This is a genomic window from Enterococcus sp. DIV0187 (genome assembly GCF_051713785.1).
In the GTDB taxonomy this organism is placed as follows: Bacteria; Bacillota; Bacilli; order Lactobacillales; family Enterococcaceae; genus Enterococcus_A; species Enterococcus_A avium.
In genome coordinates this window covers 2,476,378-2,492,983 of record NZ_JBIOQO010000001.1, presented here as the reverse complement: position 1 = coordinate 2,492,983, position 16,606 = coordinate 2,476,378, and the positions used below count along the sequence as shown (strand labels likewise).

Annotated in this window: 12 protein-coding genes; 4 read left to right on the top strand and 8 right to left on the bottom strand. The window is 40.7% G+C overall.

The genetic code is table 11. The annotated features are described in order from the left end of the window. The first annotated feature begins 177 nt into the window (after window positions 1-177). Complete coding sequence (adhE, locus tag IGI52_RS12175) at window positions 178-2,778, top strand: bifunctional acetaldehyde-CoA/alcohol dehydrogenase (protein ID WP_016179564.1); 2,601 nt, start codon at window positions 178-180, stop codon at window positions 2,776-2,778. Window positions 2,779-3,009: 231 nt separating this feature from the next. Beyond that, complete coding sequence (locus IGI52_RS12170; protein ID WP_368756849.1) at window positions 3,010-3,483, top strand: hypothetical protein; 474 nt, start codon at window positions 3,010-3,012, stop codon at window positions 3,481-3,483. An 85-nt stretch (window positions 3,484-3,568) separates the two neighbouring features. Here IGI52_RS12170 and fni read toward each other — a convergent pair whose 3' ends face one another. Genes fni through mvk form a run of 4 tightly spaced genes read right to left on the bottom strand, consistent with a single transcriptional unit; the run spans window position 3,569 to window position 7,613 of the window. Beyond that, on the bottom strand, window positions 3,569-4,612 hold the full coding sequence (fni, locus tag IGI52_RS12165; RefSeq protein WP_349727045.1) for a type 2 isopentenyl-diphosphate Delta-isomerase: 1,044 nt from the start codon (window positions 4,610-4,612) through the stop codon (window positions 3,569-3,571). Next, window positions 4,602-5,690, bottom strand: a complete 1,089-nt coding sequence (locus IGI52_RS12160) for a phosphomevalonate kinase (RefSeq protein WP_438781436.1) — start codon at window positions 5,688-5,690, stop codon at window positions 4,602-4,604. Before IGI52_RS12160 ends, fni begins: the two co-directional genes overlap by 11 nt. Then, entirely contained in the window at window positions 5,687-6,679 is a 993-nt protein-coding gene (gene mvaD, locus IGI52_RS12155; protein ID WP_438781435.1) for a diphosphomevalonate decarboxylase, read from the bottom strand. The genes IGI52_RS12160 and mvaD overlap by 4 nt, the downstream gene beginning before the upstream one ends. Then, window positions 6,672-7,613 carry a mevalonate kinase gene (gene mvk, locus IGI52_RS12150; protein ID WP_438781434.1) on the bottom strand — a complete coding sequence of 314 codons (942 nt, stop codon included), beginning with the start codon at window positions 7,611-7,613 and terminating at the stop codon, window positions 6,672-6,674. The genes mvaD and mvk overlap by 8 nt, the downstream gene beginning before the upstream one ends. A gap of 380 nt (window positions 7,614-7,993) precedes the next feature. Between mvk and IGI52_RS12145 the strand changes: the two genes are divergently transcribed. Beyond that, entirely contained in the window at window positions 7,994-8,650 is a 657-nt protein-coding gene (locus IGI52_RS12145; protein ID WP_048720956.1) for a deoxynucleoside kinase, read from the top strand. 25 nt (window positions 8,651-8,675) lie between these two features. Here the strand turns inward: IGI52_RS12145 and IGI52_RS12140 are convergent, their stop codons facing one another. The 4 genes from IGI52_RS12140 to IGI52_RS12125 are packed head-to-tail and all read right to left on the bottom strand — an operon-like array spanning window position 8,676 to window position 14,839. Continuing rightward, entirely contained in the window at window positions 8,676-10,298 is a 1,623-nt protein-coding gene (locus IGI52_RS12140) for a glycoside hydrolase family 13 protein (protein ID WP_438781433.1), read from the bottom strand. Continuing rightward, window positions 10,295-11,926, bottom strand: coding sequence for a glycoside hydrolase family 13 protein (locus IGI52_RS12135; protein WP_438781432.1), 1,632 nt, complete (start codon window positions 11,924-11,926; stop codon window positions 10,295-10,297). The genes IGI52_RS12140 and IGI52_RS12135 overlap by 4 nt, the downstream gene beginning before the upstream one ends. Before the next feature lie 28 nt (window positions 11,927-11,954). Beyond that, window positions 11,955-13,721, bottom strand: coding sequence for a glycoside hydrolase family 13 protein (locus IGI52_RS12130; RefSeq protein WP_438781431.1), 1,767 nt, complete (start codon window positions 13,719-13,721; stop codon window positions 11,955-11,957). Window positions 13,722-13,735: 14 nt separating this feature from the next. Beyond that, window positions 13,736-14,839 carry an ABC transporter ATP-binding protein gene (locus tag IGI52_RS12125; RefSeq protein WP_127978020.1) on the bottom strand — a complete coding sequence of 368 codons (1,104 nt, stop codon included), beginning with the start codon at window positions 14,837-14,839 and terminating at the stop codon, window positions 13,736-13,738. A 442-nt stretch (window positions 14,840-15,281) separates the two neighbouring features. Between IGI52_RS12125 and IGI52_RS12120 the strand changes: the two genes are divergently transcribed. Next, on the top strand, window positions 15,282-16,538 hold the full coding sequence (locus tag IGI52_RS12120) for an extracellular solute-binding protein (protein ID WP_102871963.1): 1,257 nt from the start codon (window positions 15,282-15,284) through the stop codon (window positions 16,536-16,538). The last annotated feature ends 68 nt before the right edge of the window (window positions 16,539-16,606 follow it).

Here is a 16,606-nt window from a genome sequence, read left to right as displayed (position 1 = left end):
GCGTTTTTATAAGTTCAAAATACCATAAAAACAAATGTTCAAATAATATTGATATTATAGCATTTGTTAAGAATTATAAATGGTGTGAAAAAAATCACAAAAACTATTTACAAACGATTGACGGTGTTGTATGATGTGTATGTGAAAAGTAACACAAAAATTTTTAGGAGGATACACATGGCTAAAGCGATTGAAAAGGAAAAAGACGCAATTAGCGTTGAGCAAGTGATTGATGAATTAGCAGCAAAAGCAAATGTTGCTCTGAAAGAAATGGAAGATTTCGATCAAGAAAAAGTTGACCATATCGTTCACGAAATGGCAATGGCTGCACTAGACAAACATATGATGTTGGCAAAAATGGCGGTTGAAGAAACAGGCCGTGGGATTGTCGAAGATAAAGCAATCAAAAATATGTATGCATCAGAGTATATCTGGAACAGCATCAAACATGACAAAACAGTTGGCGTAATCGGCGAAGACAAACAAAAAGGATTGATTGAAGTTGCTGGACCAGTCGGCGTTGTTTGTGGTGTTACACCTACAACTAACCCAACTTCTACAACGATTTTCAAATCAATGATCGCATTGAAAACAGGGAATCCAATCGTATTTGCATTCCATCCAAGTGCTCAAAAATGTTCTGCTGAAGCCGCACGTATCGTTCGTGATGCTGCAATCGCGGCGGGCGCTCCTGAAAACTGTATCCAATGGATCGAAAAGCCATCGATCGACGCAACATCAATGTTAATGAACCATCCAGGCGTAGCAATCGTTCTTGCGACTGGCGGACCTGGCATGGTGAAATCAGCATACTCTACTGGTAAACCAGCTTTAGGTGTTGGTGCTGGTAACGTACCTTCATATATCGAAAAAACAGCGAAAATCAAACGCGCAGTAAACGACTTGATCGTATCAAAATCATTTGATAACGGCATGATCTGTGCTTCTGAACAAGCAGTCATCGTTGATAAAGAAGTTTACGAAGAAGTAAAAGCTGAGTTCCAAGCACATCAAGTATATGTAGTGAAAAAAGCAGAATTGAAGAGATTAGAAGACGCTGTAATGAACGAAGGCAAATATGCAGTTAACCCTGCAATTGTTGGACATTCAGCTGAAGATATCGCTCAACGTGCTGGAATCAAAGTTCCTGCAGGCACGAAGATTCTGATTGCAGAATTAGACGGTGTTGGTGCTGATTATCCATTATCTCGTGAAAAACTTTCTCCAGTTTTAGCTATGATCAAAGCAAATGATCACCAACATGGTTTCGATCTTTGCCAAGGCATGCTTGAATTAGGCGGATTAGGACATACAGCAGTTATCCATACTGAAGACGAAGATTTACAAGTGAAATTTGGTTTGCGTATGAAAGCTTGCCGTGTATTAGTAAATTCACCATCTGCTGAAGGCGGTATCGGTGACATCTACAATGAAATGATCCCATCATTGACTCTTGGTTGTGGTTCATACGGTAAGAACTCTGTATCTAAAAACGTATCTGCTATTAACTTAATCAATGTTAAAACTATAGCGAAACGGAGAAATAATATGCAATGGTTTAAATTACCATCAAAAATTTACTTTGAAAAGAACTCTCTATTGTACTTGACGCAAATGGAAAATGTTGAACGCGTAATGTTAGTTTGTGACCCTGGTATGGTTCAATTTGGGTATGCGGACATCGTTCGTGAAGTTCTTGGACGTCGTACAAATGATGTGAAAATCGAAGTATTCTCTGATGTTGAACCTAACCCTTCAACAAATACTGTTTACAAAGGTTTAGAAATGTTCAACGAGTTCCAACCTGATACAGTTATCGCTCTTGGTGGTGGTTCTGCAATGGATGCGGCGAAAGGTATGTGGATGTTCTTTGAACACCCAGACACTTCGTTCTTCGGTGCGAAACAAAAATTCTTGGATATCCGTAAACGTACGTACAATATCGGCAAACCTGAAAAGACTCAGTTCGTATGTATCCCGACAACTTCTGGTACAGGTTCTGAAGTAACGCCATTTGCCGTTATTACAGATAGCGAAACACACGTGAAATACCCATTGGCAGATTACGCGTTGACACCAGACGTAGCGATCGTTGACCCTCAATTCGTTATGACAGTACCTGCTTCAGTAACAGCTGATACTGGTATGGACGTATTGACACACGCAATCGAGTCTTATGTGTCTGTTATGGCATCTGACTACACTCGTGGATTAAGCTTACAAGCAATCAAACTAGTCTTTGAAAACCTTGAAAAATCAGTGAAGACAGCTGATCCAGAAGCACGTGAAAAAATGCATAACGCATCAGCAATGGCTGGTATGGCATTCGCCAATGCATTCTTAGGAATTTGTCACTCTATCGCCCACAAGATTGGTGGAGAATACGGCATTCCTCATGGACGTACGAATGCAATTCTATTGCCTCATATCATCCGTTACAATGCGAAAGATCCGCAAAAACATGCGATGTTCCCTAAATATGACTACTTCCGTGCAGATGCAGATTATGCTGACATTGCTAAGTTCTTAGGACTTAAAGGCAATACAACAGCAGAATTAGTTGAAGCATTGATCGAAGCAGTTTACAACTTAGGAGCTACTTGTGGCATTGACATGAACTTGAAAGCACAAGGTGTAACTCAAGAAACATTGAATTCTACCGTTGATCGTATGGCTGAATTGGCTTATGAAGACCAATGTACAACAGCTAATCCGAAAGAACCATTAATCAGTGAGTTGAAAGAAATCATCGTAACAGCTTACGATTACAAAGCATAAAAAATTTAGAAAGCCATTTGAAATCAGATTATCTGATTTCAAATGGCTTTTATTTTTTGCTGTCTATATCAAAATAGGAAAGAAAGTATTCTTATAATTTTTGAAGGAGATAACAATAATTGTTTTTGTTTAAAAAATTCAATTCTTTAACGCAAAATGGTCCTCTTTGATTGTTATAGTCTGTGAAAAACGATAGACTAGAATTAGGATAAGAGGAAGGATTCGAAGGGCATGGAGAAACTGAAACGAGAGATAAATGAGTTGTCTGAATCAAATGCAAGATTAGGCATGTTGATTGATTATTTAGTGGATGAAAAAAATTTAATGGCAAGTAAGTCAAACCATATTTTTATGTTAGATATGCAGGATTATGTAGCTGCGCTAAAAAAATTAACACCTTCGGATTCGAAAAAGTCTGTGGCACTTCCTGAAATCAAACAAATCAATCATTTGCTAACACGACAATATGAATTGATGAAAATGATCCAAAGAGACTATGCTCGGCTTGAGGCTCAGGGAACTATCCCAGAGGAGCTAACCTTTGATAAGGATAAGAAAAAGCATTTTCGACGTCTGCAGGTTATTAATCAATTATTATTACAGGACAATATCTTTTTCCAATCAATGTTAGATGCTAAAAAGATTAGCGGTAATATTCGGATCGGTGAAAAGAAAAATTGGCTGCAACGTCTTTTCGGAAAATAAATACTGCTCTTGATTTTAGAAGTAAAATATTACTATAAGCAAAGAGGATGAGACCTATTGATCTCATCCTCTTATTATTTGTACCTTAATTGCGTACCGCTAGTTTTCTATAATCGATGCTGCGAGCTTGGCACCATTCTTTTGGTGCGCCACTGATAATGATAGGATTATGGATCAAATCTGCAGTCTTTGCTTTGTTAGTCATCAGATACAAACGTTGAAGCTGGGATTTCCAATCTTCAATCATTTCAATCGTAGCATCAATGCCATTGCTGATTAGATGATCTAGAATCGTAGCGGAGATGCCGACTGCTTTAGCTCCTAAACAAAGAGCTTTAAAAATGTCATAAGCATCGCGAATTCCGCCGGAAGCAAGAAGCGTCAGATGATCAAATTCTTGGGCTTCTAGCAAAGAGATTACCGTTGATTGGCCCCAGTCATCTAAATAGTTCAGCTCTCTTTTTTTTCGACGAGCATTTTCGATTTGTGAGAAGCTGGTACCGCCGCGCCCAGAAACATCTACGGCTTTTACGCCAAGTGTTTGGAATTGCTGAATGGTTTCTCGGTTCATCCCGAAGCCAACTTCTTTAACAATCACAGGAATATCTAATTGTTGAACGGTTTGCTGGATATTATGCGGCCATTCGTGAAAATCACGATCGCCTTCAGGCATGACAAGTTCCTGTGGCACGTTTACGTGAATCTGCATCCCGTCGGCTTGAAGCAGATCGACGATTTTTTTGGCATCCTCACTTGTTCTGCCTGCACCCATATTGCCTAAGATCAAACCGTCAGGATTTACTTCACGGACTACACTATAAGAGTCTGCAACAGTTGAATCTTTTAACGCCGCACTGACAGAACCGGTAGCCATCATTAAGTTTGTTTCACGAGCGATAATCGCTAGATCATGATTGATCTTTTTGGTTTTCTCACTGCCGCCGGTCATCGCATTGATGTAGAAGGGGGCGCTAAGCTGCAAGCCGAGAATCTCGGTACTTAAATCAATTTCTTCTGGTCGTATAGTGACGAAAGAGGAATGAATCAGACGAACAGCATCGAAATCATTTTCTTTTGGTTGTTGATGGAAGGCTCGCGCCAAGGAAACATGTTCATCTTTACGATTCATGGTAGCCCTCCGTGAAATGATAGACGTGTAAAGGAAGCGGTGTAATGCCGGCCTTTTCCCAAGAACTCATCAGAGGAAGAATACCTGCGCGCTTATCAACAATCACGATACCGCAATCGCCGCCGCCAGCACCAGATGATTTCGCCGCGCCGCCATATTGTTCTGCTAAATCATTCAAACGTTTCAATTCTTCTGTTTCAATCGAAACGTTGCTAAGACTGGTTAATTGATTCAATAGACTACGGTTTCTACGAATCATTTTTTGAATCAAAGCCACATCATTTTGTTTGAAACCTTGAATCATTTTATCGACACATTTTTTACTTTCTTGAAGAAAGTTTTCATAGGAAGTTTTCTTCTCGTCCCGAGATTGATGAACCTGGTCGACTAAATCGGAAGTCGATGCGGGACTGCCAGTCCAACCAATCAATAAACGTAAATCTTCCGGCACTTCTAAAGGTTCAATTTTTAGACTAGGCCAGTCACTTTCAATTAATGTAGTCAGTCTTTCAGATTCTAATTTGTTTAGTACCCAATCGTGATCAAAAGTAGAAAAGGCCAGCCAGCCGCCGTAACAGCTTGCCGCAATATCTCCGCAAGAGCCATTTCCCTGTACATTTAAATGGGCTAAAGTTGCTAATTTGAACAATTCCAGCTGAGAAAGCTGTAAATTATAAAAAGCATTCAACGCTTTAACCGTTGCAACTGTTACCGCACCGCTAGAGCCTAAACCATATTTACGACCGTTAGAATTATCTAATTCACTGGTTACTTTCAAATCAAAGAAGGCTAGTTGTTTCCCTTTTTCTTGAGCGAACTTTTCAGTAAAATGGATTGCCGCCAAAATGTAATGGAAGGGATTGTCGCGAATATCTAAAACCAATTCATTTTTACGTCTTGTCCAACGAATCGGCATATCACTATATTGGGCAGATTGAATACTGCCGCTTTTTTTAGTAGGGCCGATCGAAACGGAAATAAATTGATCAATCGCTGCGATAATAGCCGGGTGTCCCGGTTCCACCACCGCGTACTCACCGGCGATATATAATTTCCCAGGTGCTGTTACTTCGATCATCTTATTTCCTCCTCTGTCAAAATTTCAATTGCAGGACCAGCGTGGGCGACAACGAGTTGTTGACTGTCCATTTGATCCTTCAATGTGCGAAGTAATGCTTCTTCGTTTTTACGTTCTACTAAAATCTTTACATTTGGACCAGCATCCATCGTGAAGTAGCAAGGCAATCCGCTGTTTCTAATTTGACGAACAAGGTTCATCACTTTCATACTTTCCGCTGACCAATAAGTAAACGGCGGATTCGCTGCTAAAGTGGTACCGTGCATTTTCAATGCACTGGCTTCGGTTACTTCGCCTAAAGCAGTGAAATCTTTTTCAGCGATTGCTTGTTTTGCCTTAGCTAAATCCGCTGGTACGGTTTGCAGCCAGCCATCATAAAAAGCAGAAGTTTCCACAGTGCGCTGCATGCCATCGCGACTTGAAACATCTTTTTGTGCATCATTGACGACGACAAAGATCATACTTAAGTCATCTTCAAAGCCGCCGCTGGGAATGTTGACAGCATAAGAGGTTTCATCAGAATCACCTTTTTGCCATTCCGCAAAACCGCCGTAAATGCTGCGACAGGCAGAACCAGAACCACGACGTGCGAGACGAGACAGCTCTGCAGAAGAGAGCTTCAAATCTAATGCGGCACTTGCGGCACCTGCTAAAGCGGCCAATCCGCTAGCAGAAGAAGCCAAGCCTGCTGCGGTCGGTACGAAGTTTTGACTTTTAACAATTGCTCGCAAGGAACAATCGGCTTTGTCGCGGATGACATTAAGAAAGCGACTCACTTTTAAGGTCGCTTTCGAATCTTGTAGTTGATTGTCTAAATAGAATTGATCTTCAATGAGCTCTTCTAAAAAGGTCACATGTGTTTCTGTATAAAAAGCATCCAATGTCAGCGATAAGCTGTTGTTCATTGGGATGATTAATTCTTGGTTTTCTTTGCCCCAATATTTAATCAAGGCAATATTCGTATAAGCTCGAGCTTTACCACTAAACATGTGCGTACACACCTAACCCTTCGATCCATGTATTTCGCGCACCAGCATCCAATAGAATTTGCTGCAGCTGACGTCCGCTAGTCTCATCTTCTGCCAGAGCGATCATGCAGCCGCCACGTCCGCCGCCCGTTAATTTTGCTCCCAGGGCTTGATTTTCTAAAGCTGTTTCAATCAAGTGGTCTAAGTGACGATTGCTGGTACCTAATAATCGTAATAAGCCTTGTGCCTGATTCATGCAGTCGCCTAAATTCCGTGGTTGGTTTTGTAAAATGGCTTTTTGTGCTTGGCTAGTTAATTTTCCTAGTGTCTGCATTTGCTTATTAGTTTCATAGGGACGCATCTCCATTAATTTTGCGATGTCTTTAACCGCTTTACGTGTCTGTCCCTTCACACCTGTATCTGCCACGACTAAAAAGGCATCCATATTTAACTGGAAAGGTTGGAAACCAATGCCTCTTTGGTAAAGGATCGGTTCAGTACCGCTGATGGTTGTCGCATCAATACCGCTAGGATTGCCGTGAGCAACCGCTTCAGCTTGATTGACAAAACACAGTACGCTATCTTGTGTAGCGGGTTCTTCCATCCAGTCAAAAACAGCACGTGTAATTGCGACCGCTACTGCTGCACTAGAGCCCATTCCCCGTTCAGCGGGGATGGAGCTTTCAATTTTTAAATAAAATGGTTCTGGAATTTTAAAATGCTTCACTAAATACCATAGTAAGACCGTCACGTTGCGCATTGTGTTTGGGGCTTCTGAAAGCGGCCCATGGAAGAAACTAGATTCGATCCATGATTCTACTTTATTTGCGCGGACCGTTGCTTGGATGCCCGTTCCTGAAAAAGGAAAGGCAATCGCTGGTTCCCCGTAGACAACTGAGTGTTCCCCCATTAAGATGATTTTCCCGCTGGCATAACCCGTGCCAATCGATTTCATTCAAAAAACCCCTATTTCGTTTTAGAGTCGTTCTTTCTCATAAGAAAAATTAAAATATTCTTGTTAATATTTATTTTAATTGAACTGTTCTTGTAGTAAAAACAATTTGTTTTCATTTTATCTTTTACTAGAAGTGCTAACAGAAACCTTACTTAGTAATAATTTCCTACTTTAGTCTCTTCCCATTTTACTCAGAGAAGACGGACAAGTAAACGAAACGACTGAAAAGTTTTTGAAAATCAGTGATTTTTTAAACATTCTTTAGAAGAAAAAAGTGATTTTTTAGATAGGTATTTTGATTGACGATACAAGATATTGGGGGTATATTAGAAAAGTTGAGAAATAATTACTATATTTTGTATGAAGCGAGTTGGAGGTTTATGAGCGTGATTGTATTAGCAGGTACCATTGGAGCAGGGAAATCAAGTTTGACCGCGATGTTGTCAGAGCATCTAGGTAGTCAGGCTTTTTATGAATCAATTGATGATAATGAGGTATTGCCGCTGTTTTATGCTGATCCAGAGCAATATGCTTTTTTATTACAGATTTATTTTTTAAACAAACGGTTTGACAGCATCAAAAAAGCAATGCAGGATGACAATAATGTGCTAGATCGCTCAATATATGAGGATTCTTTATTATTCCATCTAAATGCCGATCTTGGTCGGGCAACGGAGACAGAAGTGAAGGTTTATGATGAATTGTTGGCGAATATGATGCAGGAATTGCCTTATGCCGCTCACAAGAAGCATCCAGATTTGTTGGTTCATATCCGTGTTTCTTTTGAAACGATGATGGAACGGATTCAAAAGCGTGGACGTGAATATGAACAACTGGAATTTGATCCAACCCTTTATGATTATTATAAAGAATTGAACAGCCGTTACGATCAATGGTATGAGGACTACAATGAGAGTCCTAAAATTCAAATCGACGGGGATCGTTTGAACTTTGTAGATGATGCTGCCGCACGCGATGAAGTCATACGCTTGATTGATGAAAAAATTTTAGAAGTCCAAGGTGTCGTATTCGAATAATGAAAAGATGCTTAATCTTAATTGGTTAAGCATCTTTTTTTACCACCACCGCTTCAAATGGTCGCAATGTCATTGTTTTTTTCCATGACGAATCTTGATAATTCGCCAATAAAATCATGGCTGGTGCGTTTACCCAGCGATTGGGTAGGGTGACAGACTGCGACTGGTCACTCAAATTTGTGAGGACATACGCTTCCTCTAAGTCTAGTTTGCGGGTGTAGGCCCAGACTTTGGGATGTTTTGCTAGTTCGATATGATAACTACCGTTTAGAAAAACAGGCAATGACTTTCTCAGTGCAATCAATTTCTTGTAATAGTTTAATGGAGAAAACGGGTCTGCTTCCTGAAGTGCAACGTTAATCTTATCCGTGTTAGGATTGATCTTCATCCAAGGGAGATTTGTTGAAAAGCCGCCAAAGTCAGTCCAGTGCATGGGTGTTCGAGAATGATCACGGGTCCAATGAGTGATTAAACGCAAGGCTTCTTCTGGTGGAATTCCTTTATTTAGACAATCATGATACGCCGCTAGTGAATCTGTTGCATTGACCTCTTCAATCGATTCGAAAGGGAAGTTCGTCATTCCTAATTCCTGACCTTGATAAATGAAAGGTGTCCCTCTCAATAGCATATAAGCAGTAGCTAGTGCCGTAGCTGATTCATGGGTTTCATTGCCAAAGGTTGAGTTGCTGCGGGGATTATCATGATTATCGGTATACAATGCATTCCATCCTAGCGGCTGCATGTCTTTTTGCCAGCGGGATAATACCTTTTTGAAGCCCAGCAGATCGCCTGTTTCAGAGCCGGGTTCACCAGTTCGAACCTGATGCTCCAGTTCGAAAATCATATCGATATAGCCGCTCTCTTCATCGGTCCAAAAGGGGGCTGTTTTACTATTCACCCCGCTTGCTTCACCGACAGTCATGATGTCATAGCTTCGGAAAATCTCTCGCAATTCGGCCATATACGTTTCGATTCCGACAACATTCATGAAGGGCGCCCAAGGGTTAGACGTGATTTTAAAATCCCAAGGTTCTTTTTGAATGTGGCTGATGGCATCTAAACGAAAACCGTCAATGCCGAAGTCCAGCCACCAGCGAATCATTTGGTAAATATTTTCCCGCATCGCTGGATTTTTCCAATTTAAATCAGGCTGCTCTTTAGCGAAGACGTGAAAATAGGCCTGTTTTGTGTTGGGATCATAAGTCCAGGTTGATCCGCCAAAAAAACTTTGCCAATTATTCGGCATTTTCTCCGGCGTCGCATCGGCCCATAAGTAATAGTCGCGATAAGGATTGTCCTTGCCTTTTTTTGATTCTATAAACCAAGGGTGCTGATCGCTGGTATGGTTGACAACTAAATCCATAATAAGACGAATCCCCAGCTCATGAGCAGCAGCCAACAAGTCTTTCAAGTCCTCAAGTGTCCCAAATTCAGGATTGATGGCTTGGTAATCTGAAATATCGTAGCCATTATCTACATTTGGACTCTTGTAAATAGGATTTAGCCAAATAAAATCAATGTCTAGCTCCTTTAGATAAGTGAGTTTTGCTTGGATACCCTTTAGATCACCGATACCATCATCGTTACTATCCATAAAGCTGCGAGGGTAAATTTGGTATCCTACGGCATTTTTCCACCATTTAGTCATATGTCTTCTCCTAGTTCTACGACAAAGGCATCCCATGGAGCTAAGCGAATGGTTTGTTCACGTGGGATATCAGTCGTTAAATTTGAAATGATGACCTTTCCTAACGTTCCCTCGGGATAAGTAAATGAATGAGGATCATTTGAAAAGTTCGTGACAATCAGCCAGCGCTTGTTTTCATAAATTCGGAGATAGCTGAAGACGTCATCGGCTGTTTCAGTCAATAATTTGTACTCGCCCCATACCATAATCGGTTGTTCTTTTCGCAACTGGATCAATTGTTGATAGGTGTAGAAAATGGAGTGAGGATCACGTAAAGCATGTGTCACATTGATCTTGGGATAATTTGGCACGACTGCCAGCCAGGGAGTACCTGTTGTAAAACCGGCGTAAGGGGAAGCGTCCCACTGCATTGGCGTTCGTCCGTTGTCCCGTCCTTTTCGATTGATTGCTGCTAAAAGCGTTTCTTTGGATTGTCCGGCAGCGAGCCGTTCGGCATACATATTTCGACTTTCGATATCCTCGACTTCTGTGATGTCCGCGACGACATGATTGGTCATGCCAATTTCTTCTCCTTGATAGATATAGGGCGTTCCTTTCATACAATGGAGCAAAATGGCTAATAATTTCGCTGATTTTTCATGATAATCCTCATCATTTCCCCAACGTGACACAATACGAGGAAGGTCATGGTTGTTCCAAAAAAGTGAATTCCAACCTTGATCACCTAATTCGGTCTGCCATTTTGAAAAGACTTCCTTCAATTCTTTTATCTGTAAGGGGCGACTCACCCATTTGGATTGACCGGCGACTTCATCTAAGCCGATGTGTTCAAATTGGAAGACCATCGACAGTTCATCGCGTTCCGGATCAGAATAGAGCTTGGCGATTTCGGGAGTAGCGCCCCATGTTTCCCCGACAGTCAGTAAATCTTTTCCGCCAAAGGTTGCCTGATTCATCTCCTGTAAATAATCATGCAGCTTTGGTCCGTTGCCGGTAATTTCTTCATCAGGAATTTTTCCAATAAGGTCAATCACATCCATGCGGAAGCCGCCGATCCCTTTATCAATCCAAAAATTCATCATATCGTACACCACTTGTCGTACAGTAGGATTTGCCCAATTCAGATCCGGTTGTTTTTTGCTAAAAAGATGGAAGTAATACTGTTGCGTTGTCTCATCATACTGCCAAGCAGGTCCGCTGAAGATACTTTTCAAATTATTTGGATAGGTGTTGTGAACAGGATCACGCCAAATATAGAAATCACGATAAGGATTGTCTTTCGATTTTCGGGCTTCAATAAACCAGTTGTGTTCATCGCTGGTATGATTGACGACTAAATCTAGGATAATTCGAATACCACGTTCTTTTGCTGCTTGGATCAGCTGCTCCATTTCCGCCATCGTTCCGAATTCCTGCATGATTGCTTGATAATTTGAGATGTCATAGCCGTTATCATCGTTTGGACTTTGATAGACCGGACTTAACCAGATTGCTCCGATTCCCAGCTTCTGTAAATAATCAAGACGCGAAATAATTCCTGCCAAATCTCCAATCCCATCTCCATTCGTATCTTGAAAGCTACGTGGGTAGATTTGATAAACGACAACTTCTTGCCACCAATGATGCATATACTTTAACCTCCTAAAAAATGCATGGTTACTTTTTCAAAATGACAAAACCATTGGGCTCAATTGCGATACTATCTCCTTTGATATTCGCAAGCTGCAGCATAAGGACTTCATCAGATACCTGCTCGAAAATGGAATGATTCCCCGTATTGAAGATACCGATGATCTTTTCGTTGGAAATGTCTCGTGAAAAAATCAGCGTTCCCGTAGACGTATCCACCTTTTGCCATTCAAGCGATCCTTCACAGAGGGTGAATTGATTTTCTCGGCGAAGTGCGATCAACTGCTTTACAAATTCGAAAAGTTGCAAATCTTGTTTTTCTGAATCCCAAATCATACATTTTCGACAATCTGGATCTATGCCGCCATCCAAACCGACTTCATCACCGTAATAAAGACAGGGGATTCCTTGCTGTAAATAAAGAAAGGCTAAAACCTGTCTCATTAGGTCTTTATTACCACCAGCCAAGGTCAATATGCGTGGTGTATCGTGGCTATCAATCGTGTTAAGCATCATTTGATTGGTTTGTTTGCGATAAAGCGTCAGCTGTTCATTCAAATTGCTGACCAATTTATCTAATGGAATCGTTCTTTCCAAGAAATAGTTAATGATCGATTCGGTAAAGGCATAATTCATCACTGCAGTAAATTCATCTCCTTGAAGCCATGGCTGAGAGCTATGCCAGACTTCACCCAGCAGATAAAAATCATCCTTTAATTCGTGGCAGGTCGCTGCAAATTTTTTCCATAATTGATGATCTACTTCATTGGCAACATCTAAACGCCAAGCGTCAATGTCGAATTCTTGAATCCAATATTTTGCGATCGACAAAATATATTCCTGAACTTCCTTGTTGGCGGTATTCAGCTTTGGCATGTGTGGAGTAAACGCAAACGTATCGTAATTCAAGTCTTCAGCAACTTCAAAATCGTCAGTTTTCGTATATTGAACAGGAAAAGAATGGATATGAAACCAATCTTTAAAGCGAGATTTTTCTCCCTTTTCGAGAACATCGCGCCATTGTGGGGAAGTATCTCCCATATGATTAAATACTGCGTCCAGCATAATGCGGATTCCTCGTCGATGACATTCCTCAATGAGTTTACGGAAGAGCTCTTTATCACCGAAGGCAGGATCAATCTCTAAATAGTCCGTAGTATCGTATTTATGATTGGAAGGTGCTGTAAAAATCGGGCAAAAATAAATCCCATTGATTCCCAAATCGCTTAAATAATCTAGATGATCAATGACACCTTGCAGGTCACCGCCATAAAAATCCTGTTTTCCAGGATATTCCTTACTGTCCCAAGGAAGCACACTTTCTGGATCGTTGGACGGATCGCCATTGGCAAAGCGTTCCAGAAAGATTTGATACCAGACAGTTTCTTTCACCCATTGCGGCGCTTTAAAACGATCGATTTCATGGAAAAACGGCATGCGAAAATAATTATTCGCCATCAATAAATAGTTTTCTTCAACCGGAAAAACTCCATGTTCAGTGAAGAACACCGTCGTTTCATCATAGCCGGTAACAATAAATCCGTAGCTTAACCGATGATAAGGAGCGGTGACATCAACTTCCCAATAATCATAAAGATCTGTGGATAGTGTTTTTCGCATTGCAGACGGCTGCTTGTACCAGCGCTTTTTTTCTAGTTCATAGGGATCCCCATGAACTAACGAAACGTTTTTGCAGTCTGCGCGTGCTGTACGTAAACGCACGTGCATCAGTTCGTTGGTGTATAGATAGGCATATTCGCTTTCAGTACGATGATAGATTGCTGCTGTATTCATAGAAACCTCCGTAGTTAATCGATTGCTTTTTCTGTGTCACTATCGAAAAAGCGCGCTTTGCTTAAATTAAAGGCTAGATCAATTTGTTCACCGGGATCATGGAAATCTCGAGCATCTACTTTAGAAACAAATTCTGTGTCACCAATCGTTGAATACAGCATGGATTCATATCCAAGCAGTTCGCTGACAATGACAGTAGCTGAAACCACTGAATCTTTATAAGCTTCTAAAGCAACCTCTTCAGCTGTGATATCCTCTGGGCGGATTCCGAAAGTTAAAGGTTTTCCTTCATACCCCTGTGCCGATAAGACCTTCGCCTGACCTTCTGGTAAAGGCAAATCTAACCCTTTTTGATTTGTGATGCGTCCATTTTTGAAAATGACCTCAAAGAAATTCATTGCTGGACTGCCCATAAAGCCAGCGACAAATTTATTAGCGGGTCTGTTGTACAATTCTTGCGGTGAACCGACCTGCTGAATCACGCCTTGATTCATAATCACGATGCGATCTGCTAGTGTCATGGCTTCAGTTTGATCGTGTGTTACGTAAATCGTGGTAGAGCCAAGATTTTGATGAATCTTAGCAATTTCCGCCCGCATTTGAACCCGCAGTTTCGCATCTAAATTTGATAAAGGTTCATCCATCAAAAAGACCTTCGCGTCACGAACGATTGCTCGTCCCATAGCGACCCGCTGTCGCTGTCCACCTGACATATCTGCTGGCTTTCGATCCAATAATTCTGTTAAGCCTAAGATTTTAGCAGCATCCTCTACGCGTTTTTTAATTTCTTCTTTCGGATATTTTCGTAGTTTCAATCCAAAAGCCATATTTTCGAACACAGTCATATGGGGATATAATGCATAATTTTGAAAAACCATAGCGATATCGCGATCCTTTGGCGGTGTATCATTCATTCTTATGCCGTCGATTTCAAAGTCACCTTCCGTAATATCTTCTAGACCTGCGATCATTCTTAACGTAGTGGATTTTCCGCAACCGGAAGGGCCGACGAAGACAATGAATTCACGATTTTCAATTTTGAGATTAAAATCCTTTACAGAATAGGTATTATTGTTCGGATACTTTTTGTTTATGTGCTTCAAATTTAGTTCGACCATTTGATTACTCCTTTTTCCTCCAGAAAAATAAGCCTGATTGTCAAGTCGTATGTCATCCAACTATACTGCTTGCCATAATATCGTCTCGTTTCACCTGACATTCTTTTTGCACGAATAAAATTGGGAAAAGTTGGACCGCAATCATTTTTTATTTACCGGTTATTGTGGTGCAATTATTACATATTGCGCAATCGGTTGCAACAAGTATATTTATAGTTTCAATAGAATTTCTAAGAGTTCTAATTGAAATTTTGAGTACTAAACATGGTGGAAAACCGCAAATATATGGTTCTTTTCTTGTTTTGCTATTTTGTAAAAATATTTGAACAAAGATAATTCTAGAAAAAAATAAATAAATTAAGCGCTTTCTCTTGCAATTATGCGCAACCGGTTGCATAATGTGCCTTGTAGCAAAAATTCAATTGACACAGGAGGAAGCGAAATGAAGAGCAATTTGAAAAAGTATTTATTATCAGGGGTAATGTTAGGTGCAACAGCCTTAACATTGGCGGCATGTGGTTCAGGGTCAGGTGAAAAGAAAGCATCAGGCTCGTCTGATAAAACAGATGTCACGTTATGGATCACCACGGATTCAAAAAAATTCTATACGAAAGTTTTAGAGGATTTTGAGAAAGATAATCCAGATATCCATGTGAAGGTCGTTGAAACGGAAGATGCAAAAGCACAGGAAAACGTGAAAAAGGATCCTTCCTCCGCTGCGGATGTTTTTGCGCTCCCTCATGATCAATTAGGACAATTGGTTGATTCAGGAGTCATTCAGGAAATTCCTGAAAAATATGTGGATGAGATCAAGGCAGATCAATCAGAAACAGCTTTGGCTGGTGCGACTTATAAAGATAAAGTGTATGCGTTCCCATATGGGATTGAATCGCAGGTTCTGTATTACAACAAAAAAATGTTAAATGAAGACCAAGTCAGCTCTTATGAGAACATCACTAAAGAAGCAACATTTGGTGCAAATTTGAAGGCTGTCGATGCTTATAAAATCGGACCATTATTTATGTCAGTCGGCGACAAGCTGTTCGGCGATACTGGAGAAGATGTGAAAGGCACGGATTGGAACAATCCTGCTGGGGTTTCCGTCTTACAATGGATTGCAGATCAGAAAGATAATTCTGGCTTTGTAAATGTCGGGGACGATTATATTTCACAATTTGAGAATGAGAAGATTGCAGCCTTCGAATCTGGTCCTTGGGATAAAGAAAAAGCCATCGAAGCAGTTGGAGAAGATAATTTAGGGATTGCAGTTTATCCAAAAATGACTATCGGCGGTAATGAGGTTCAACAAAAAGCCTTCTTGGGTGTGAAGCTTTACGCGGTGAACCAAGCACCGGCTGATGGCGATTCAAAGAAAATCGCTGCAGATTATAAGCTAGCTTCTTATTTATCCAGCGAAGCGGTGCAAGAAGCCCAGTTTAAGGATGAAACTAGAAATATTATTCCATCGAATACAACGATTCAAGAAGCCGATTATGTGACGAATGATGAATTAGCAAATGCAGTCGTTACTATGAGTGGTTCGGATTACTCCGTCGTTATGCCGAAGATTCCTGAAATGACGAATTTTTGGACTGCCTCTGCAGCTGTTTTAAGTGATACCTATAATGGAAAAATCAAACCGGATCAATATCAAGCAAAACTGGATCAGTTAGTGAAGGATATCTCTGGTGATAAGTAAGATTTAGCGGATGTCGGGGCAAAAGAAATCATTTTTTTTGCTCCGAAATCTTTTTGTATAATTGTCCG

Excerpts from the sequence above, each read along its gene's own strand:
- adhE (WP_016179564.1), top strand. The coding sequence starts at position 178 with ATGGCTAAAGCGATTGAAAAGGAAAAAGACGCAATTAGCGTTGAGCAA.
- IGI52_RS12170 (WP_368756849.1), top strand. The coding sequence starts at position 3,010 with ATGGAGAAACTGAAACGAGAGATAAATGAGTTGTCTGAATCAAATGCA.
- fni (WP_349727045.1), bottom strand. The coding sequence starts at position 4,612 with ATGAATCGTAAAGATGAACATGTTTCCTTGGCGCGAGCCTTCCATCAA.
- IGI52_RS12160 (WP_438781436.1), bottom strand. The coding sequence starts at position 5,690 with ATGATCGAAGTAACAGCACCTGGGAAATTATATATCGCCGGTGAGTAC.
- mvaD (WP_438781435.1), bottom strand. The coding sequence starts at position 6,679 with ATGTTTAGTGGTAAAGCTCGAGCTTATACGAATATTGCCTTGATTAAA.
- mvk (WP_438781434.1), bottom strand. The coding sequence starts at position 7,613 with ATGAAATCGATTGGCACGGGTTATGCCAGCGGGAAAATCATCTTAATG.
- IGI52_RS12145 (WP_048720956.1), top strand. The coding sequence starts at position 7,994 with ATGAGCGTGATTGTATTAGCAGGTACCATTGGAGCAGGGAAATCAAGT.
- IGI52_RS12140 (WP_438781433.1), bottom strand. The coding sequence starts at position 10,298 with ATGACTAAATGGTGGAAAAATGCCGTAGGATACCAAATTTACCCTCGC.
- IGI52_RS12135 (WP_438781432.1), bottom strand. The coding sequence starts at position 11,926 with ATGCATCATTGGTGGCAAGAAGTTGTCGTTTATCAAATCTACCCACGT.
- IGI52_RS12130 (WP_438781431.1), bottom strand. The coding sequence starts at position 13,721 with ATGAATACAGCAGCAATCTATCATCGTACTGAAAGCGAATATGCCTAT.
- IGI52_RS12125 (WP_127978020.1), bottom strand. The coding sequence starts at position 14,839 with ATGGTCGAACTAAATTTGAAGCACATAAACAAAAAGTATCCGAACAAT.
- IGI52_RS12120 (WP_102871963.1), top strand. The coding sequence starts at position 15,282 with ATGAAGAGCAATTTGAAAAAGTATTTATTATCAGGGGTAATGTTAGGT.